Here is a 16,645-nt window from a genome sequence, read left to right as displayed (position 1 = left end):
TAACCATGAAATTCAGTGAGCAGTGGCTGCGCGAGTGGGTTAACCCGGAAATCGGAACCCAGGAATTGATGGACGAGATCACCATGGCCGGTCTGGAGGTCGACGGTTTTGAACCGGTGGCCGGCCAGTTCAGTGGCGTGATTGTCGGTGAAGTGCAATCTGTCCAGCCGCATCCGGATGCCGACAAGCTTCGGCTTTGCCAGGTGACTGATGGCAAAGACACTGTTCAGGTCGTGTGTGGCGCTCCCAACGTCCGGGAAGGCCTCAAGGTGCCTTTTGCTGTGGTTGGCGCGGTGCTGCCCGGTGATTTCCGAATCAAGAAAGCAAAACTGCGAGGCCAGTCCTCGGAGGGAATGCTCTGCTCAGAGGCCGAGCTGGGCCTGTCCGAGAATCACGACGGACTGATGGAGTTACCGGCCGACGCGCCGGTTGGTCAGGAGGTTGCGGATTACCTGAAACTGAACGACGTTACCATTGATGTCGATCTGACTCCCAACCGCGCCGATTGTCTCTCGATCAAGGGGCTTGCCCGGGAAGTGGGGGTGCTCACTGGCGTGCTGGTTGACGCCCCGGTCATTGAGCCGGTTGAGGCTGTGCACTCCGAAGTTCCTGATATCCGTGTCGAGGCGCCAGCCGGTTGCCCGCGCTATCTGGGTCGGATTCTGCGGAACGTAAACCTGCAGGCCGAGTCGCCGCTGTGGATGCAGGAAAAGCTACGCCGTTCCGGGGTCCGCTCCATAGATGCAGCAGTGGACGTAACCAACTACGTCATGCTGGAACTGGGCCAGCCAATGCATGCCTTCGATCGGGACGAGATTCATGGCGGCATTGTTGTGCGCATGGCCCGTGCCGGGGAAACGCTCATTCTGCTGGACCGTCAGGAAGTCGAGCTCACCCAGGGTACGCTGGTGATTGCCGACCACGAAAAGCCTGTGGCCATTGCCGGCGTGATGGGTGGAGAGCACTCGGGTGTCAGCCCGAAAACCCGGGATCTGGTTCTGGAGTCGGCGTATTTTGACCCCATCACCCTGGCCGGCAAGGCGCGCCACTATGGCTTGCACACTGATGCCTCTCACCGGTTTGAGCGCGGAGTCGATTACAAGCTGGCGCGCGAGGCCATGGAGCGGGCAACCCGGTTATTGATGGACATAGTCGGCGGTGAGCCGGGTGAGATTGTCGAGGTGGCCAGCCCTGACGATATTCCTGAGGATCGCGTTGTCGACCTGCGCGCAGGCCGCCTCAATGATGTCCTGGGTATGGCAATTGACCGCACCACGGTCGAGGAAATCCTGACCCGACTGGGCCTTCGGATCGACAAGCTTCTGAAAGACGGCTGGCGGGTGAGCGTGCCCAGCTTCCGTCCGGACATTTCGATTGAAGAAGACCTGATTGAAGAAGTGGGCCGGATCTACGGTTACAACAACCTGCCGGTGACTGAGCCGACGGGCGCTCTCGGTCTGCGGCCGGAAGAAGAGGCGGTTCGCCCGGTAGCGGCCATTCGCAACTTCTTTGTCGACCACGGCTATCAGGAAGCGGTGACTTACAGCTTCGTGGACCCGAAGGTGCAGCAACTGGTTGACCCTGAGCGTGAGGGCATCGCGCTGGCTAACCCGATTTCCTCGGACCTCTCGGTCATGCGCACCAGCCTCTGGAGCGGCTTGCTGAAAACGGTGGCCTATAACCAGAACCGGCAGCAGGCCCGTATTCGCCTTTTTGAGACCGGCCTGCGGTTCCTCAAGGAGGGTGAGCGTATTGATCAAAAGCCCATGCTCGCGGGCGTCGTGGTTGGAAACCAGTATCCTGAAAACTGGGTCAACGGTCGCAGAACTGCCGATTTCTTTGATGTAAAAGGGGAGTTGGAAAGCCTGTTCCGTCTGCTGGGAATCGAAATTCAGTTCGTTGGCAGTCAGCATCCTGCCTTGCACCCGGGGCAGACCGCAGAGCTGATGCGGGATGGCGAGCATGTCGGCTGGCTGGGAACCCTGCATCCACAAGTTCAGAAAAATCTTGAACTTAATGGCACGATCCTGATGTTTGAGCTATTCTTGAACTCGATCGTTACTGGATATGTGCCTAATTTCAAAGAAATTTCAAAATTCCCGGAAGTTCGTCGGGATTTGGCTATTATTATCGGGAGCGATGTGGCGTTTGCGGATGTGGAGCGTGTGGCAAAAAAGCATGCCGGTGAGCGCCTGACGGCGTTACGTGCGTTTGATGTCTATGAAGGCGAAAGTCTGGGTGAGGGTAATCGAAGCCTGGCCCTGAGCCTGTTCTGGCAGCATCCCGAACGCACGCTGAACGAAGATGAAGTGCATTCGCTCTTCAACGGTGTGATCGACGCATTGAAAGAAGAGTTGGGGGCAACACTGAGGAGTTGAGAGATGGCGGCTTTGACGAAAGCGGAAATGGCGGAGCGGTTGTATGAGGAATTGGGCCTGAACAAACGCGAAGCCAAGGAAATGGTGGAAGCTTTTTTCGATGAGATCAGAGGCGCTCTCAGTCATAACGAACAGGTGAAGTTGTCCGGTTTTGGTAACTTCGATCTGCGCGACAAGAAACAGCGGCCGGGACGGAACCCGAAAACCGGGGAAGAGATTCCAATCAGTGCACGGCGTGTCGTTACGTTTCGCCCGGGACAAAAACTAAAGCAGAAAGTAGAAGCCTATGCTGGAACCCAGTCATAACAACGAACTTCCCGCCATCCCGGGAAAACGTTATTTCACTATTGGTGAGGTGGCGGATCTGTGCGCCGTTAAAGCGCACGTCCTGAGGTATTGGGAGCAGGAATTTCCTCAGTTGTCGCCGGTCAAGCGCCGGGGCAACCGCCGTTATTATCAGCGGGCGGATGTGATCACCATCCGTCAGATCCGCAGCCTGTTGTACGACCAGGGATACACCATTGGTGGGGCCAAGCAGAAGCTGAGCAGCCATGAAGTGAAAGAAGATACCTCCCAGTACAAGCAGATCATCCGCCAGATGATTACCGAACTCGAAGAGGTTCTTGACGTACTTAACGCACCGTCCAGATAGAACACCTTCCGTTCCGAAAAAAGCCGGGGCAGCGTTCGCTGCTCCGGCTTTTTTATACCAGCAATACCGGTTCCGGCGGCTTCAATCGCGGCCCTGAACGGTTTCCGCATCTCTAATTGATCCTTTTGTATCAAATAACCGTAAGCATGCTTATAATATATGCCCTCTCAATGAGGTTAAAATACGTAACTAAACCAGCCTTCGGGAAACCGATATGACACAAAACACCAGCAAGCTTCCCCTGGCCGGGCAGCTCAACTGGGCCTTGGGCCGCACATACCTGCGGTTCATGCTATTAGTGGTGATCCCGCTTGTTATTCTTGTGGCTGCGGGCGTCATGTACCTGGTGGGTGGCCGCTTTGTGGATACCGAGAACGCCTACCTGCATGCTGACATGATTTCAGTGGTTCCGGAGGTGCCCGGCACCATTACGGATGTAGCCGTGGCGGAAAATCAGCGGGTTCAGACCGGCGATCCTCTGTTTACCATTGACCCGAAACGTTACCGGATAGCCGTGGTGGAGGCCGAATCGGCACTGGCCGATGTGCGAACCCGGATCGCGGTCATGAAAGCCCGGTACGACGAGCAGAAGCAGCAGCTTCAGCTTGCGCTCAGTAATCTGGCCTACGCAACCCGCGAATATCAGCGCCAGGTGGAATTGTCCCGCAGCCATGCGGTTTCCGGCTCCACGCTGGACAGCTATCGCCATAAACAGGAACTTGCCGAACAGAGCGTTGAGCAGGCAAGAAAAGCCCTGCAGCGGGTTCGTGCTGAACTGGCCGGCGATCCCGACATCGCCGTTGAAGAGCATCCGATGTATCGCAAAGCCCAGGCGGAACTGGCGGCGGCCCGCGAGAACCTGCAGGACACCTCGGTGGTGGCCCGGTTTGGTGGCCTCGCCTCGAAAACGCCCGTGGCGGGGCAGTATGCCGGTCCCGGCCGCGCGGCGATGAGCCTGGTATCGGTGGATGACTTCTGGGTGGATGCCAATTTCAAGGAAACCCAGCTCGCCCAGGTTAGAGTGGGCCAGCCGGTCGAGATCGAGGTGGACGCTTATCCGGATCTGGTGCTCTCCGGGCATGTGGACAGCCTGGCCGCAGCCACCGGCTCGGAATTCTCGGTTTTGCCCGCCCAGAACGCCACTGGAAACTGGGTCAAGGTGGTTCAGCGGGTGCCGGTGCGCATCCGGCTGGACAATCCGCCGGCGGAAGCCCGTCTTCGCTCGGGCATGAGTGTGTCGGTGGCGGTTGATACTGGCTGGCACCAGCGCGGTCCGGCCTTTCTGGAACCGCTGACCTCCTGGTTCCAGGGGTTCGTCGGAACGGCCGCGGCGTCTGAACGAGCAGAGACTGGCCGGTGAGCGAGGCGTCCTCCGGAGCCGGCCCCAGCCGGGCCCTGATTACCGTATCGATCATGCTTGCAACCATCATGCAGGCGGTTGATACGACGATCGCCAATGTCGCCCTGCCACATATGCAGGGCGCCATGTCGGCAACCTCCGAGCAGATTGCCTGGGTACTGACTTCCTATATTGTCGCCGCCGCCATCATGACCCCGATGACCGGGTTTCTCTCTGCCCGCATTGGCCGAAAGCGCCTCTTCGTGATCTCGGTGACCGGCTTCACGCTTACTTCGCTGCTCTGCGGAATGGCTGTATCGCTTGAGCAGATTGTCCTTTTCCGACTGCTGCAGGGCATATTCGGTGCCGGACTGGTCCCGCTGTCTCAGTCCGTCCTTCTGGATACCTTCCCGAAAGAGAAGCACGGGTCGGCGATGGCAATCTGGGGCGTGGGTGTGATGGTCGGGCCCATTCTCGGGCCAACGCTCGGGGGTTATCTCACCGAATATTACAACTGGCGCTGGGTGTTCCTGATCAACCTGCCCGTTGGCATACTGGCCCTGGCTGGAATACTGAGCTTCGTTCCGGAAACCGAGACCGTCAGGCGCCGGTTTGATCTGTTCGGGTTCACCCTGCTGTCCCTGGCGATCGGATCGTTGCAGCTGCTACTGGACCGGGGCCAGAGCCTGGACTGGTTTGCTTCCCCGGAGATCGTCATTGAGAGCATGGTGGCCGCGACCTGCTTTTATATGTTCGTGTCCCATATGATGACCGCCCGGGAGCCCTTTCTGGAGCCGGGGCTGTTCCGGGACCGTAATCTGGTGATGGGGCTGATCTTCATTTTCATCGTTGGTGTCGTGCTTCTTGCGACTCTGGCCCTGCTGCCGCCGTTCCTGCAGAACCTGATGGGCTTTCCGGTTATCACCACCGGCGAGGTTCTGGCGCCCAGAGGGATTGGCAGCATGATTGCGATGTTGCTGGTAGGCAGGCTGGTCAACCGGATTGACGTTCGTCTGCTGGTGGCGATCGGTATGACCCTGACGTCCGTCTCCCTGTTCGAAATGGCCCAGTTCAACCTCAATATCAGCCCCATGGCGCTGGTGCGGACCGGAATCATTCAGGGTCTTGGTCTGGGATTTGTCTTTGTTCCCCTGAGCACCGTCACCTTTTCCACCCTCGACCGGCGCTACCGTACCGAGGGCACCGCCATGTTCAGCCTGATGCGGAATATCGGCAGCAGCATCGGGATCTCGGTGATGGTCGCTCTGGCGGCCCGCAGCACCCAGGTCAACCACGCGGTGCTCGGGGAGCAGCTCACCCGGTTCCGCGCGCCGGTACAGCAGTTTATGGACGGGCAGGGTGCGGGTCTCAGCGGAGACAATGCCCTGGCCTTGCTGAACCAGGAGCTTACGCGCCAGTCGGCTGCCATCGGTTACCTCAATGACTTCCAGATTATGGCCTGGATGACCCTGGCAGCGATCCCGCTGATTCTGTTATTCCGGAGCGCGCCGCGTAACACGGGCCAACAGGAAAGTGCCGAAGCCGAGCCGCAGGAAGCATGAGAGGACCGGTGCCTCGCGGCACCGGCAACAGGGGGTATCAGAACCTGAATAACCAGGGCAGAAAGACCTCGCCATAGCCCCAGAGTATGACGGTTACCGCAAGCAGTCCCTCCAGAACGAGAACGCCGGCGGCCAGTGTGGTGCTGGAGACGATAAAGCCCTGTTCCGAGCTGATGCCCAGAAAGTGCGGAATGCCGAGATACAGCAGGTAACCACTGACGCACAGCCCTATGGTGCCGGCCAGCAGGCAGAGCCAGATCAACGGATAGACGGCGGCGATGCCGCTCAGAAACATGGGTGTGGCGATGTAACCGGCAAAAATGACGCAGCGCCGTGAGCTGGGTGGCTTCTTGAAGCGCTTGGCCATGGTGCGGATGACGTGGCCGACCAGAACGACGGCCCCGAGTATCGCGACATAGAACGCGATGCCCGCGAGGAAGGCGCTTAACAGGTCCAGTTTGATGAACGGGTGATTGCCGCCGAATCCCCAGCCGACCTGGGTTGTACCGATGAATGCGCTCACCACCGGAATGGCCGCCATGATCAGCACATGGTGTGCATAGAGGTGGCGGACAGACTCGTGCTCCCGGTCAATCTCTGCCCATTCCATTCTTGGATGGGTCAACAGGCCCCATACATGTGTCAGCATAGTTTCAACCTCATCATCTGGCTGGTCTTCATCAACTTCCGGACTGCGGCCTGTGCTCCCGGATAAAGCCCGAGAAGCCGTCCGCAGTCCAGACTTCTTCCTTAAAGGTATAGCTGAATACGGAGAGAATTGCGTAACACCGTGCCGGTGATAATTCACATAAATCAAGAGTCGCCTGAAACGAATCGGGAGTCGGCGCAGGTAAGGGCAGGTCAGATTAAAAAAAGCGAACGCCGGGAGCGTTCGCTTCGGGCTATTCAGCCGAGGAAGGTAGGCAGGTAGCCGTTGAGTGACATCATCAGGCTCAGGACGCAAACGGTCAGGATCGAAAACCCGAAATTGCCTTTCGCCCATTTTATATCGTCGGTTGTCTGGTAGCCGGCCAGACCGATCTTTATCCAGTACAGCCCCATCAGCAGGGCGACCACGAAGTAGGCGATGCCCGTGTATCCAGCCACGCTCAGGCTCAGGGCCGACACTGTGAAGGCGACCGTATAGGCCAGGCTGTGATGTTTGGCGGTTTTTATCCCTTCAGCGACCGGCAGAACCGGAATCCCGACTCGCTGGTAGTCTCGGAACCGGAAGATGCCGATGGCATAGGAATGTGGCATCTGCCACAAACAGAAGGTTACCAGCAGGATCAGAGCTCCTGTATCGAACACGCCGGTGACAGCGCAATAGCCGACCACGGGAGGAATCGCCCCGGAAAGGCTGCCGACCAGAGTGCCGTGCACCGAACGACGCTTGAGGTACAGGCTGTACGCTCCGACATAGATGGCAAACCCGAATGCCGCCAGGCCGACGGTAAGGAGATTGATCCCCAGCAGCAGGGTGAAACCGGCCATCCCCAGCACCGTTGCAAAGCCAAACGTGGTTGCCGGAGTGATGGTGCCCCGAACCAGGGGCCGGTCCAGAGTTCGTTCCATCAGCGCATCAATATCGCGATCAATAAGATTATTGAACGCGCACCCGGAGGCGATAACCAGGGCCAGCCCGATCAGCGTTGCGATGAACAGGCCCGGGTTGAACTCACCCTGGGCGGCCAGGAAGAAGCCGCCCATCACCGAGATAGAATTTCCGAAAATAATACCCGGTTTGGTAAGTGCGATGAATTGCCTGAGCACGTCCTTTACAGACGCTCCCGGCATTACATCAAGTTGATGTTGAGGTGATACAAAATCCACACTGAGCCACCAATTACCAATGCAAGAATCAGGGCGGTAAAGAAGACGAAAGAGCCGGACTCCCGGCCTTCCTGGGTCTTCAGGTTCATATGCATGAACAGCATAAGCTGCAGGAGAACCTGCAGCACCGCCATAATGGAGATGGTCACCACTACCGTGGTTTCATCAAATCCGCCCTTCATGACCATACCGAACGGAATGAGGGTCAGTACAATCGACAGGATCAGGCCCGTGATGTAGGACTTGACGCTGCCATGGTTTCCGCTGTCGTGGGATGTAGAAGTACTCATCACAGGGCTCCCATCAGGTAGACAAAGGTAAATACGCAGATCCAGACGATGTCCAGGAAGTGCCAGAACAGGCTCAGGCACAGGATGCGCGGGCGGGTCTTGTCGGTCAGGCCCTTGGTGGACAGCTGGATAAGCATGATCAGCATCCACAGCAGACCGAAGCTTACGTGCAGCCCGTGGGTTCCCACCAGAGCGAAGAAGGACGACAGGAAGCCGCTGCGATCCGGGCCGAAACCCTCAATGATCAGGTGATGGAATTCATAGACTTCCATGCCGACGAAGCCGGCACCCAACAGGAAGGTGACTGCCAGCCAGCCCTTGAGCTGTTGGAGTCGGTCCTTGTTCATGGCCAGTACGGCCAGGCCGTAGGTGAAGCTGCTGAGCAGCAGCAAGATCGTCTCGATCAGGACGAAGTCCAGCTCGAACAGGTCCGTCGAAGTCGGGCCGCCGGCCGTGCCATTGTGCAGCACGGCGTAGGTGGCAAACAATGAGCCGAAGATGATCAGGTCGCTCATCAGGTAGATCCAGAAGGCGTACATCTTCGTGCCAGTTACATCGTGGTGGTCGTGGTCATCGTGGCCGCCGTGGGCGGCCAAATCGTGATTAGTCATGGTATCGGTTGTCATGATTACGCCTGCATCTCCACCTGGTTATGGTGTTCGGTTTCGATCCGCTTCACTTCTGCAGCGGGGACGTGGTAATCGATATCATCATTAAAGACCCGGCCCATGAAGGCCGCAAAGATACCGAGGGCGCCTACGCCGACCAGCCACCAGATATGCCAGACCAGTGCAAAGCCCATCACGATACTGAAGGCACCCATCACTGGTCCTGCAACAGTATTGCGAGGCATGTGAATGTCTTCATATTCGATGGTCTCCGGATTTGCCAACTGTGCCTTGCCCTGATTCTTCTGCTTGTCTTCCCAGAAACTGTCGATCGAATGGATCTCGGGCAGATGGGCAAAGTTGTAGTAGGGGGGCGGCGAGGACACGGCCCACTCCAGGGTGCGGCCATCCCAGGGATCCCCGGTGATATCGCGGTTTTTCTTGCGGTCACGGATACTGACGACTAGCTGAATCGCCGTGCAAAGAATGCCGCACAGGATTAGCACCGCACCAAACAAGGCAACGAACATCAGTGGCTGCCATTCTGCATTGGCGTAAGACTGCATGCGGCGAACTGCGCCATAGAAGCTCAGGATGTACAGCGGCATGAACGCCACGTAGAAGCCGATAATCCAGAACCAGAAAGACCGCTTGCCCCACTTCTCGTCCAGTTTGAAGCCGAAGGCCTTGGGAAACCAGAAGGTGTAACCGGCCATCATCCCGAAGACCACGCCGCCGATGATGACGTTATGGAAGTGGGCGATAACAAACAGACTGTTATGCAGCACGAAATCAGCCGCTGGCACGGCCAGCATGACGCCGGTCATACCACCCAGGGTAAAGGTGATTATGAACCCGAGTGTCCAGAGTACCGGGGAAGTGAATTCCAGGCGCCCGCGGAACATGGTGAACAGCCAGTTGAAGATTTTCACGCCGGTCGGAATGGCGATGATCATCGTCATGATGCCAAAGAACGCGTTGACATTGGCGCCGGCACCCATGGTGAAGAAGTGGTGCAGCCAGACGATGAACGACAGGATGCCGATCGCCAGGGTTGCCCAGACCATGGTGTTGTAACCGAACAGACGCTTCTTGGCGAAGGTCGAAATAACTTCGGAAAACACGCCGAACGCTGGCAGAATCAGGATATACACCTCTGGATGGCCCCACGCCCAGATGAGGTTGACGTACATCATCATGTTGCCGCCAAGATCATTGGTGAAGAAGTGGAAATCCAGGTAACGATCCAGGGTCAGCAGGGCGATGGTTGCTGTCAGGATCGGGAATGCTGCAATGATCAGCACGTTGGTGACCAGACAGGTCCAGGTGAAGATCGGCATGCGGAACAGGGTCATGCCCTTGGTGCGCATCTTCATGATGGTCACGAAGAAGTTGATCCCGGTGAGGGTGGTACCGATCCCCGATATCTGCAGCGCCCATATCCAGTAATCGACACCGACCCCGGGACTGTAGGATGACTCCGATAGCGGCGCGTAGGCCAGCCAGCCGGTCTTGGCGAATTCACCGACGAACAGGGATACGTTCACCAGGACCACGCCCGCCGCAAACAGCCAGAAGCTCAGGTTGTTCATGAACGGGAAGGCGACATCGCGGGCACCAATCTGCAGTGGAACCACCAGGTTCATGAGGCCGATAACCATCGGCATCGCGACGAAGAAGATCATGATCACACCGTGTGCGGTGAAGATCTGGTCGTAGTGCTCGGGCGGCAGGTAGCCTTCCGCGCCGCCGGCGGCCATGGCTTGCTGGGTGCGCATCATGATGGCATCCGAGAAACCACGGATCAGCATGACCAGCGCGACCAGGAAATACATAATGCCCAGTTTTTTGTGGTCGATGGACGTGATCCACTCGTTCCACAGGTAGGCCCACTTCCGATTGAAGGTGATCCAGCCGACGACGGCTGCGCCAACAATGGCAATGACGGCCACCGTGACCATGATAATCGGCTCATGGAACGGAATTGAATCCAGTGATAATTTTCCGAACATAGTCTTACTCCGCTGCCTCTGCGTTCATGGGCTCGCCGTGTTCCGCGTTGCTGTTTTCACCATGCTCGCCGCTGCTTTCCTTTGCCTTGCGGAAGCTGTCAAGAATGTTGCCGTACAACTCTGGTGAAACCTCCGAGAAGTACTGAACCGGTGCTGACACCGTCGGTTCCTCCAGTTCCTGATAACCGCTGGTGAAAGACAGGGACTTATCCGAGGCCCGGACTTTCGATACCCAATCGTCAAAATTCTGCGGTGACACAGAGAGGGCATTAAAGGTCATTTCCGAGAAGCCGGCGCCACTGTAGTTGGACGAGCGGCCGGCAAAGGTGCCTTTCTCATTCGCGATCAGGTACAGGCCACTGTCCATTCCTGCCATGGCATAGATCTGCGAGCCGAGCGTGGGTATCCAGAAAGAGTTCATGACAGAGCCGGAGGTAATGCTGAAGTGGATTGGCTTGTCGACCGGGAACGCCACTTCATTGACGGTGGCAATGCCCTGCTCCGGATAGATGAAAAGCCATTTCCAGTCCAGCGAAACCGCCTGGATTTCGATGGCGTCCTGATTGTCATCCGGCGTGATGGGTTTCATCGGGTCCAGGCTGTGGGAGGTAACCCATGTCAGAATGGCCAGTACCAGGATGATCAGGCAGGGAATCAGCCAGACAACCACCTCAATGGCAGTGGAATGGGCCCAGTTCGGCTTGTATGACGCTTCCTTGTTACCTTCGCGATAGCGGTAGGCAAAGAGCAGCGTCATGACAATGACGGGAATGACAACAATAAGCATCAGCACGAACGCTGTAATAATCAGGACGCGCTGCTCCTCTCCGACCTGTCCCTTCGGATCCATGAGCGCCGAGCTGCATCCCGATAGCAGGAGTGGCAAAGCCGCTGCCAGCAACGCACCAAGGGTGCGCACGTATTTCTTTTCTCTCATTTATCAACCTCATTTGAGCAACGCAGGTGGGACGCTGGTGCGAGGCTCACATGTAGTTAGCTATTTTTAGTGGGTATTCGAATGCCTCAACGCGGGCAGTGTGCCCTGTGGTTACGAACTGCCGGCGAGGATCGGACCCCACGCTGAAAACGGCGTGAATATTGGTGTAAGTGTCGGCAGGATTCCAGTCTCGAATTGACTTAAATCAATTCCGGGGCTTGGGTCGAGGCGAGAGCCTTGTTTTCCGGGCTTTTGCGGCTTTGGGCGGCCGCCTTCGGGGCATTTGTCATGGTTTGAAGGCAGCCAAAACAAAAAGGGGCATGTCCGTAGACATGCCCCTTTTTGTCGAAAATCTGGTCGGGACGGTAGGATTTGAACCTACGACCCCTTGCACCCCATGCAAGTGCGCTACCAAGCTGCGCTACGCCCCGATTCGCTGTTGGCCAGACAAGAAAACTTGAGAGTGTTCTCAGTGGCTTAGCGGGAGCGAAGTCTACACGAGCCCATGGGAAAAATAAACATCCCTGATTGAATTTGATCACCGTTTTTTTACCGCAGTTTGGTCTCCCGGAGTTTCAGAATGAATTGTGGCGGCTCAAACGTGTCAGCCCGGGCGGTATCCCAGTACTTGTCGAACACAGACAGGCCGGTTTTGCTCTCCTGCAGGAGGGCGCCGGGTTCCAGGAAGGGGAAAAGATCCAGGTAGGATTGGGCCTCGGTTTCCGAAACCCGCCTTACCACATGTTCCGGGCCAAGCTCAGACGGATGCTTGAGCCCGGAGGCTTCGAGCAGGTTTTTCAGGGCATCGAGGGTATTCTTGTGAAAATTGTACACCCTCTGGCTTTTGTCACCGACATCCAGCTTGCTGCCGCGCCTGGGGTCCTGGGTGGCTACACCGGTGGGGCAGCGACCGGTATGGCAGTTGAGTGACTGGATACAGCCCAGGGCAAACATGTAGCCCCGGGCCGCGTTGCACCAGTCGGCGCCCAGGGCCATTGCGCGGGCAATGTTGAAGGCCGAGGTAATCTTGCCGGCGGCACCAATGGCAATGTCTTCCCGCAGATTGGTGCCAACGAGGGTGTTATGGACTATCAGTAAGGCCTCGGTCATCGGCATCCCGAGCCGGTTGATGAACTCCAGCGGCGCCGCGCCGGTGCCGCCCTCGCCGCCGTCTACCACAATGAAATCGGGCCGGCGCCCGGTCTCCAGCATTGCCTTTACAATGCCGAACCATTCCCAGGGGTGGCCAATGGCCAGCTTGAAGCCCACCGGTTTGCCGCCGGAAAGCTCGCGAAGGTAGTCAATAAACTCCAGCAGTTCGATCGGCGTCGAGAACGCGGAATGGCTGGATGGCGAGATGCAGTCCTCTCCGGGTGTCACACCCCGTGCCTCGGCAATTTCCCGGGTGACTTTTGCCCCGGGCAGGATGCCGCCGTGACCGGGTTTTGCTCCTTGAGATAGTTTGAGCTCTATCATTTTTACCCGATCGACAACGGCGTTTTTCTGAAACATCTCCGGATTGAAGGATCCGTCCTCGTGCCGGCAGCCGAAATAGCCGGAGCCGATTTCCCAGACCAGATCCCCGCCGGGCTGGCGGTGGTAGCGGGAAATCGATCCCTCGCCGGTGTCATGATAGAAGCCGCCGAGCTTTGCGCCAGCGTTGAGGCTCAGGATCGCGTTGGCGGAAAGCGAACCGAAACTCATGGCGGAAATGTTGAAGACACTTGCGCTGTATGGCTTGCTGCACTGTTTCCCGATGCGTATCCGGAAGTTGCTGTCGTCCAGGTGAGTGGGGGTGAGCGAGTGGTTCATCCACTCGAAGCTTTCGCTGTACATGTCGAGTTGGGAGCCGAACGGGCGCTTGTCCAGTACGTTTTTTGCGCGCTGATAAACGACGGCCCGCTGTTCCCTCGAGAAGGGCCGTTCCTCGGTATCCGACTGGATAAAGTACTGGCGTATTTCCGGACCGATGGATTCCAGGAAATAGCGAACGTTGCCCAGGATCGGATAGTTGCGGTTAATGGTGTGCTTGCTTTGCAGCAGGTCGACCGTGCCTATAGCTGCGAGTACGCCGAACACCGCGGGTATCCAGAAACCTTCGCCCGTCCATACACTCAGGGCCAGCGAGACGGCGAAGCCGGCAATACTGAGCGCATACGCGGAATAGCGCATCGGGAATGTTGCTGTTTTTTTCATGAATTCCTCTGCTGGTTACAGGTATCAATCGCTCGGGCGTGCCTGGAAGCATAAACGTGCGGCGTGCGGCGGAGGCCGGTTGCCGGGCCTCCAGCCTTTTTCGGGTCGGGTTATGGTCTATTATTACCCTGTGCTGCGTAAAAACTTTCGCATTTTGATATTTTGAGGTCAAAACATTATCATGCTCGTTTTGTAAGGTCTGAATTACGAAACGTTTAACGATCCATCCAAGCAGGAGGCGCCAAACGTGGGCGAGGTAGTAAAAGACGAATATCAAACTGACTACGTGGCGGGCCAGGATAACATCAATCCATTAGGGCTCGACCTTCATGCGCCGGTCTTTCTGATCACTTCATTTCTGATAGTGGCGTTCGTTGTGGGAACCCTGATGTTTCCGGCCGAGGCGATGAAGCTTCTGGACGGCGCCAAATGGGATACCATCGCGATGTTCGACTGGTTTTTCCTGATCAGCGCCAATATTTTCGTGGTGGTGTGCCTGGCCCTCATCTTCATGCCGGTCGGCAAGATACGGCTTGGCGGCATGGACGCCAAACCAGAGTTTTCCACCATGTCGTGGTTTGCGATGCTGTTCGCCGCGGGCATGGGTATTGGCCTGATGTTCTGGGCGGTGGCGGAGCCGGTTGCCTACTATACCGGCTGGTACAAGACGCCACTGGGCGTTGCGGCGAATTCGCCGGCGGCGGCCGATCTGGCCATGGGCGCGACCATGTACCACTGGGGCCTGCATCCCTGGGCTATCTACGCAATTGTGGCCCTGTCTCTGGCTTTCTTCGCGTTTAACAAGAACATGCCGCTGACGATTCGCTCGGCCTTCTTCCCGCTGCTGAAAGACAGGGTATGGGGGTGGCCTGGCCATATCATTGATATTCTCGCGGTGCTCGCAACCATTTTCGGGCTGGCAACGTCACTGGGCTTTGGTGCGCAGCAGGCCGCCTCAGGTTTGAGTTATCTCTTCGGGATTTCCTCGGGCGTCAATGTCCAGATGGCGATTATTACGGGCGTCACCTTCGTGGCCCTGATCTCCGTGGTCCGCGGCCTTGACGGTGGCGTGAAGGTGCTCAGTAACATCAATATGGGCCTGGCGGGGCTGTTGCTCTTTTTCATTATCTTTGCCGGCCCCACCATGACCATCTTCGAGACCATGTGGACCACCTCGAGCAGCTATATCGGCAATATGGTGGCCCTGAGTAATCCGTTTGGCCGGGAAGACGAAGCCTGGTTCCACGGCTGGACTGTGTTCTACTGGGCGTGGTGGATTTCCTGGTCACCGTTCGTGGGAATGTTCATTGCCCGTGTTTCCCGCGGCCGCACGATTCGTGAGTTCATTACCGCAGTGCTGTTGATTCCAACCATCATCACCGTTGTCTGGATGAGTGCCTTTGGTGGAACCGCGCTGGAACAGGTTCAGAACAACGTTGGTGTGCTGGCGGAGAAAGGCATCACGGATGTTTCCCTGGCAATGTTCCAGATGCTCGAACATGTGTCTTTGACGGCCATTACCTCGTTTTTGGGTATCGTGCTGGTGCTGGTGTTCTTCGTTACCTCCTCGGATTCCGGTTCCCTGGTCATCGACAGCATCACCGCTGGTGGCAAGGTTGAGGCGCCGGTAAGCCAGCGGGTTTTCTGGGCGGTGATGGAAGGTGCTATTGCCGCAGCGCTTATTTTCGGTGGCGGGAAGGATGCCTTGGGTGCGATTCAGGCGACGGCGATTACCGCGGGCTTGCCGTTTACCGTCATCCTGCTGATCATGACCTGGAGCCTGCTCAAGGGGCTTACCCATGAACGCAAACTGCTGGTGGCGCGCGGAGAACTCTGAGTGCCAGTGACCGGAAAAACCGGGGTTTCGACCCCGGTTTTTTTGTGCCCGGTTACACGCTGGCGAACGTGGTCATGGCGTAATGGGCGCGTTCGGTAGGCGTGAAGTGCGGGCGTTTGAGCTTTTCAATGGTGTGCAAGCGGGGTAACAGGCCACGGCCGTTGGCCATCTGAATCGCCAGCCCGGGCCGGGCATTCAGCTCCAGCAGCAGGGGGCCCTCCCTGTGGTCGATCACCAGATCGACTCCCATGTAGCCCAGCCCCGTGGCTTCATAGCAGCGGGCGGCCATTTCCAGCATTTGGGGCCAGGCATCAATGACTATACTCCCAAGCGCCAGGCCGGTATCCGGATGAAGCGTGATGGGGCGGTTGAACTGCACCGCGTTCAGGCTCCTGCCGCTGCCGATGTCCAGGCCGACGCCGACGGCGCCCTGATGAAGGTTTGCCTTGCCATCAGAAGCGGTAGTGGCAAGCCTGAGCATGGCCATCACCGGGTAGCCCCGGAATACGATGATCCGGATGTCCGGAACCCCCTGGAAGGAATACCTGGCCAGGGAAGGCGCGGACTCCACCAGGCTTTCAACAATCGCCACATCGGGCGTTCCCGCCAGGGAGTAAAGCCCGGCCAGGATATTGGACAGGTGGAGTTCAAGATAGGCCGTGTTAACCCGGGCTCCGGACGCCTTGACATACTCCTCACCGTCGCGGCCGGTAATCACGGTAATGCCCTTGCCGCCAGAGCCCTTGGCCGGTTTGATGGCAAATCCCTGCAGGTCTTCCGCCATTTCCCGGAAATGGGAGATTTCGTGCTGCTGGCGCACCACCTGAAGCAGTCTGGGAGTCTTGACCTCGTATTCGGCCACCACCAGTTTGGTCTTCAGCTTGTTGTCCACCAGCGGGTAGGACGAGCGTTCGTTGTACCGGGCAATGTAATCCACATTGCGCCGATTCATGTTGAGCATTCCCAGGCGATTGAGCGCTCGTGGCGATATCCAGTCCATG

The 16,645-nt window shown here is 57.4% G+C and carries 14 protein-coding genes and 1 tRNA gene; 6 read left to right on the top strand and 9 right to left on the bottom strand.

Annotated features, from left to right (window positions below):
- The first annotated feature begins 5 nt into the window (after nt 1-5).
- The 5 genes from pheT to msub_RS08080 all read left to right on the top strand — a co-directional run bounded on the left by pheT (nt 6) and on the right by msub_RS08080 (nt 5,931).
- Nucleotides 6-2,378 carry a phenylalanine--tRNA ligase subunit beta gene (pheT, locus tag msub_RS08100; protein ID WP_048495534.1) on the top strand — a complete coding sequence of 791 codons (2,373 nt, stop codon included), beginning with the start codon at nt 6-8 and terminating at the stop codon, nt 2,376-2,378.
- A 3-nt stretch (nt 2,379-2,381) separates the two neighbouring features.
- Entirely contained in the window at nt 2,382-2,684 is a 303-nt protein-coding gene (gene ihfA / locus msub_RS08095; RefSeq protein WP_007151838.1) for an integration host factor subunit alpha, read from the top strand.
- A complete protein-coding gene (locus msub_RS08090; RefSeq protein WP_048495533.1) occupies nt 2,665-3,030 on the top strand; it encodes a MerR family transcriptional regulator in 366 nt (121 codons plus the stop codon). The genes ihfA and msub_RS08090 overlap by 20 nt, the downstream gene beginning before the upstream one ends.
- A 214-nt stretch (nt 3,031-3,244) precedes the next feature.
- The gene (locus tag msub_RS08085) at nt 3,245-4,390 is read left to right on the top strand and encodes an HlyD family secretion protein (protein ID WP_048495532.1); all 1,146 of its coding nucleotides are present in this window, start codon (nt 3,245-3,247) and stop codon (nt 4,388-4,390) included.
- Nucleotides 4,391-4,443: 53 nt separating this feature from the next.
- Nucleotides 4,444-5,931 (top strand): DHA2 family efflux MFS transporter permease subunit, encoded by a 1,488-nt coding sequence (locus tag msub_RS08080; protein WP_156182807.1) that lies wholly within the window; start codon nt 4,444-4,446, stop codon nt 5,929-5,931.
- 37 nt (nt 5,932-5,968) lie between these two features.
- Here msub_RS08080 and msub_RS08075 read toward each other — a convergent pair whose 3' ends face one another.
- The 8 genes from msub_RS08075 to msub_RS08040 all read right to left on the bottom strand — a co-directional run bounded on the left by msub_RS08075 (nt 5,969) and on the right by msub_RS08040 (nt 13,807).
- A complete protein-coding gene (locus tag msub_RS08075; RefSeq protein WP_048495530.1) occupies nt 5,969-6,580 on the bottom strand; it encodes a Yip1 family protein in 612 nt (203 codons plus the stop codon).
- A 257-nt stretch (nt 6,581-6,837) separates the two neighbouring features.
- Entirely contained in the window at nt 6,838-7,728 is an 891-nt protein-coding gene (gene cyoE, locus msub_RS08070; protein ID WP_197083873.1) for a heme o synthase, read from the bottom strand.
- On the bottom strand, nt 7,728-8,054 hold the full coding sequence (gene cyoD, locus msub_RS08065) for a cytochrome o ubiquinol oxidase subunit IV (protein WP_048495529.1): 327 nt from the start codon (nt 8,052-8,054) through the stop codon (nt 7,728-7,730). The genes cyoE and cyoD overlap by 1 nt, the downstream gene beginning before the upstream one ends.
- Nucleotides 8,054-8,680: a cytochrome o ubiquinol oxidase subunit III gene (gene cyoC, locus msub_RS08060; protein ID WP_048495528.1), complete on the bottom strand. Its 627-nt coding sequence runs from the start codon at nt 8,678-8,680 to the stop codon at nt 8,054-8,056. Before cyoC ends, cyoD begins: the two co-directional genes overlap by 1 nt.
- 2 nt (nt 8,681-8,682) lie before the next feature.
- Nucleotides 8,683-10,674 carry a cytochrome o ubiquinol oxidase subunit I gene (cyoB, locus tag msub_RS08055; RefSeq protein ID WP_048495527.1) on the bottom strand — a complete coding sequence of 664 codons (1,992 nt, stop codon included), beginning with the start codon at nt 10,672-10,674 and terminating at the stop codon, nt 8,683-8,685.
- A 4-nt stretch (nt 10,675-10,678) separates the two neighbouring features.
- Entirely contained in the window at nt 10,679-11,611 is a 933-nt protein-coding gene (cyoA, locus tag msub_RS08050; RefSeq protein WP_048495526.1) for a ubiquinol oxidase subunit II, read from the bottom strand.
- A gap of 354 nt (nt 11,612-11,965) precedes the next feature.
- A tRNA-Pro gene (locus msub_RS08045) sits at nt 11,966-12,042 on the bottom strand.
- Nucleotides 12,043-12,160: 118 nt separating this feature from the next.
- Nucleotides 12,161-13,807, bottom strand: coding sequence for an FMN-binding glutamate synthase family protein (locus msub_RS08040; protein ID WP_048495525.1), 1,647 nt, complete (start codon nt 13,805-13,807; stop codon nt 12,161-12,163).
- 247 nt (nt 13,808-14,054) lie between these two features.
- Between msub_RS08040 and msub_RS08035 the strand changes: the two genes are divergently transcribed.
- On the top strand, nt 14,055-15,644 hold the full coding sequence (locus msub_RS08035; RefSeq protein WP_048495524.1) for a BCCT family transporter: 1,590 nt from the start codon (nt 14,055-14,057) through the stop codon (nt 15,642-15,644).
- Nucleotides 15,645-15,696: 52 nt separating this feature from the next.
- Here the strand turns inward: msub_RS08035 and msub_RS08030 are convergent, their stop codons facing one another.
- Entirely contained in the window at nt 15,697-16,644 is a 948-nt protein-coding gene (locus msub_RS08030) for an alpha-L-glutamate ligase-like protein (protein WP_048495523.1), read from the bottom strand.
- Between the last annotated feature and the right edge of the window lies 1 nt (nt 16,645).

The organism is Marinobacter subterrani (assembly GCF_001045555.1).
Classification (GTDB): Bacteria; Pseudomonadota; Gammaproteobacteria; order Pseudomonadales; family Oleiphilaceae; genus Marinobacter; species Marinobacter subterrani.
Note: the sequence above shows the minus strand (reverse complement) of the source record. Positions and strands in the feature narration are given on the sequence as shown.

What these genes read in the sequence shown, in the direction of transcription:
- pheT (WP_048495534.1), top strand. Translation starts at nt 6, where the DNA reads ATGAAATTCAGTGAGCAGTGGCTGCGCGAGTGGGTTAACCCGGAAATC.
- ihfA (WP_007151838.1), top strand. Translation starts at nt 2,382, where the DNA reads ATGGCGGCTTTGACGAAAGCGGAAATGGCGGAGCGGTTGTATGAGGAA.
- msub_RS08090 (WP_048495533.1), top strand. Translation starts at nt 2,665, where the DNA reads ATGCTGGAACCCAGTCATAACAACGAACTTCCCGCCATCCCGGGAAAA.
- msub_RS08085 (WP_048495532.1), top strand. Translation starts at nt 3,245, where the DNA reads ATGACACAAAACACCAGCAAGCTTCCCCTGGCCGGGCAGCTCAACTGG.
- msub_RS08080 (WP_156182807.1), top strand. Translation starts at nt 4,444, where the DNA reads ATGCTTGCAACCATCATGCAGGCGGTTGATACGACGATCGCCAATGTC.
- msub_RS08075 (WP_048495530.1), bottom strand. Translation starts at nt 6,580, where the DNA reads ATGCTGACACATGTATGGGGCCTGTTGACCCATCCAAGAATGGAATGG.
- cyoE (WP_197083873.1), bottom strand. Translation starts at nt 7,728, where the DNA reads ATGCCGGGAGCGTCTGTAAAGGACGTGCTCAGGCAATTCATCGCACTT.
- cyoD (WP_048495529.1), bottom strand. Translation starts at nt 8,054, where the DNA reads ATGAGTACTTCTACATCCCACGACAGCGGAAACCATGGCAGCGTCAAG.
- cyoC (WP_048495528.1), bottom strand. Translation starts at nt 8,680, where the DNA reads ATGACAACCGATACCATGACTAATCACGATTTGGCCGCCCACGGCGGC.
- cyoB (WP_048495527.1), bottom strand. Translation starts at nt 10,674, where the DNA reads ATGTTCGGAAAATTATCACTGGATTCAATTCCGTTCCATGAGCCGATT.
- cyoA (WP_048495526.1), bottom strand. Translation starts at nt 11,611, where the DNA reads ATGAGAGAAAAGAAATACGTGCGCACCCTTGGTGCGTTGCTGGCAGCG.
- msub_RS08040 (WP_048495525.1), bottom strand. Translation starts at nt 13,807, where the DNA reads ATGAAAAAAACAGCAACATTCCCGATGCGCTATTCCGCGTATGCGCTC.
- msub_RS08030 (WP_048495523.1), bottom strand. Translation starts at nt 16,644, where the DNA reads ATGGACTGGATATCGCCACGAGCGCTCAATCGCCTGGGAATGCTCAAC.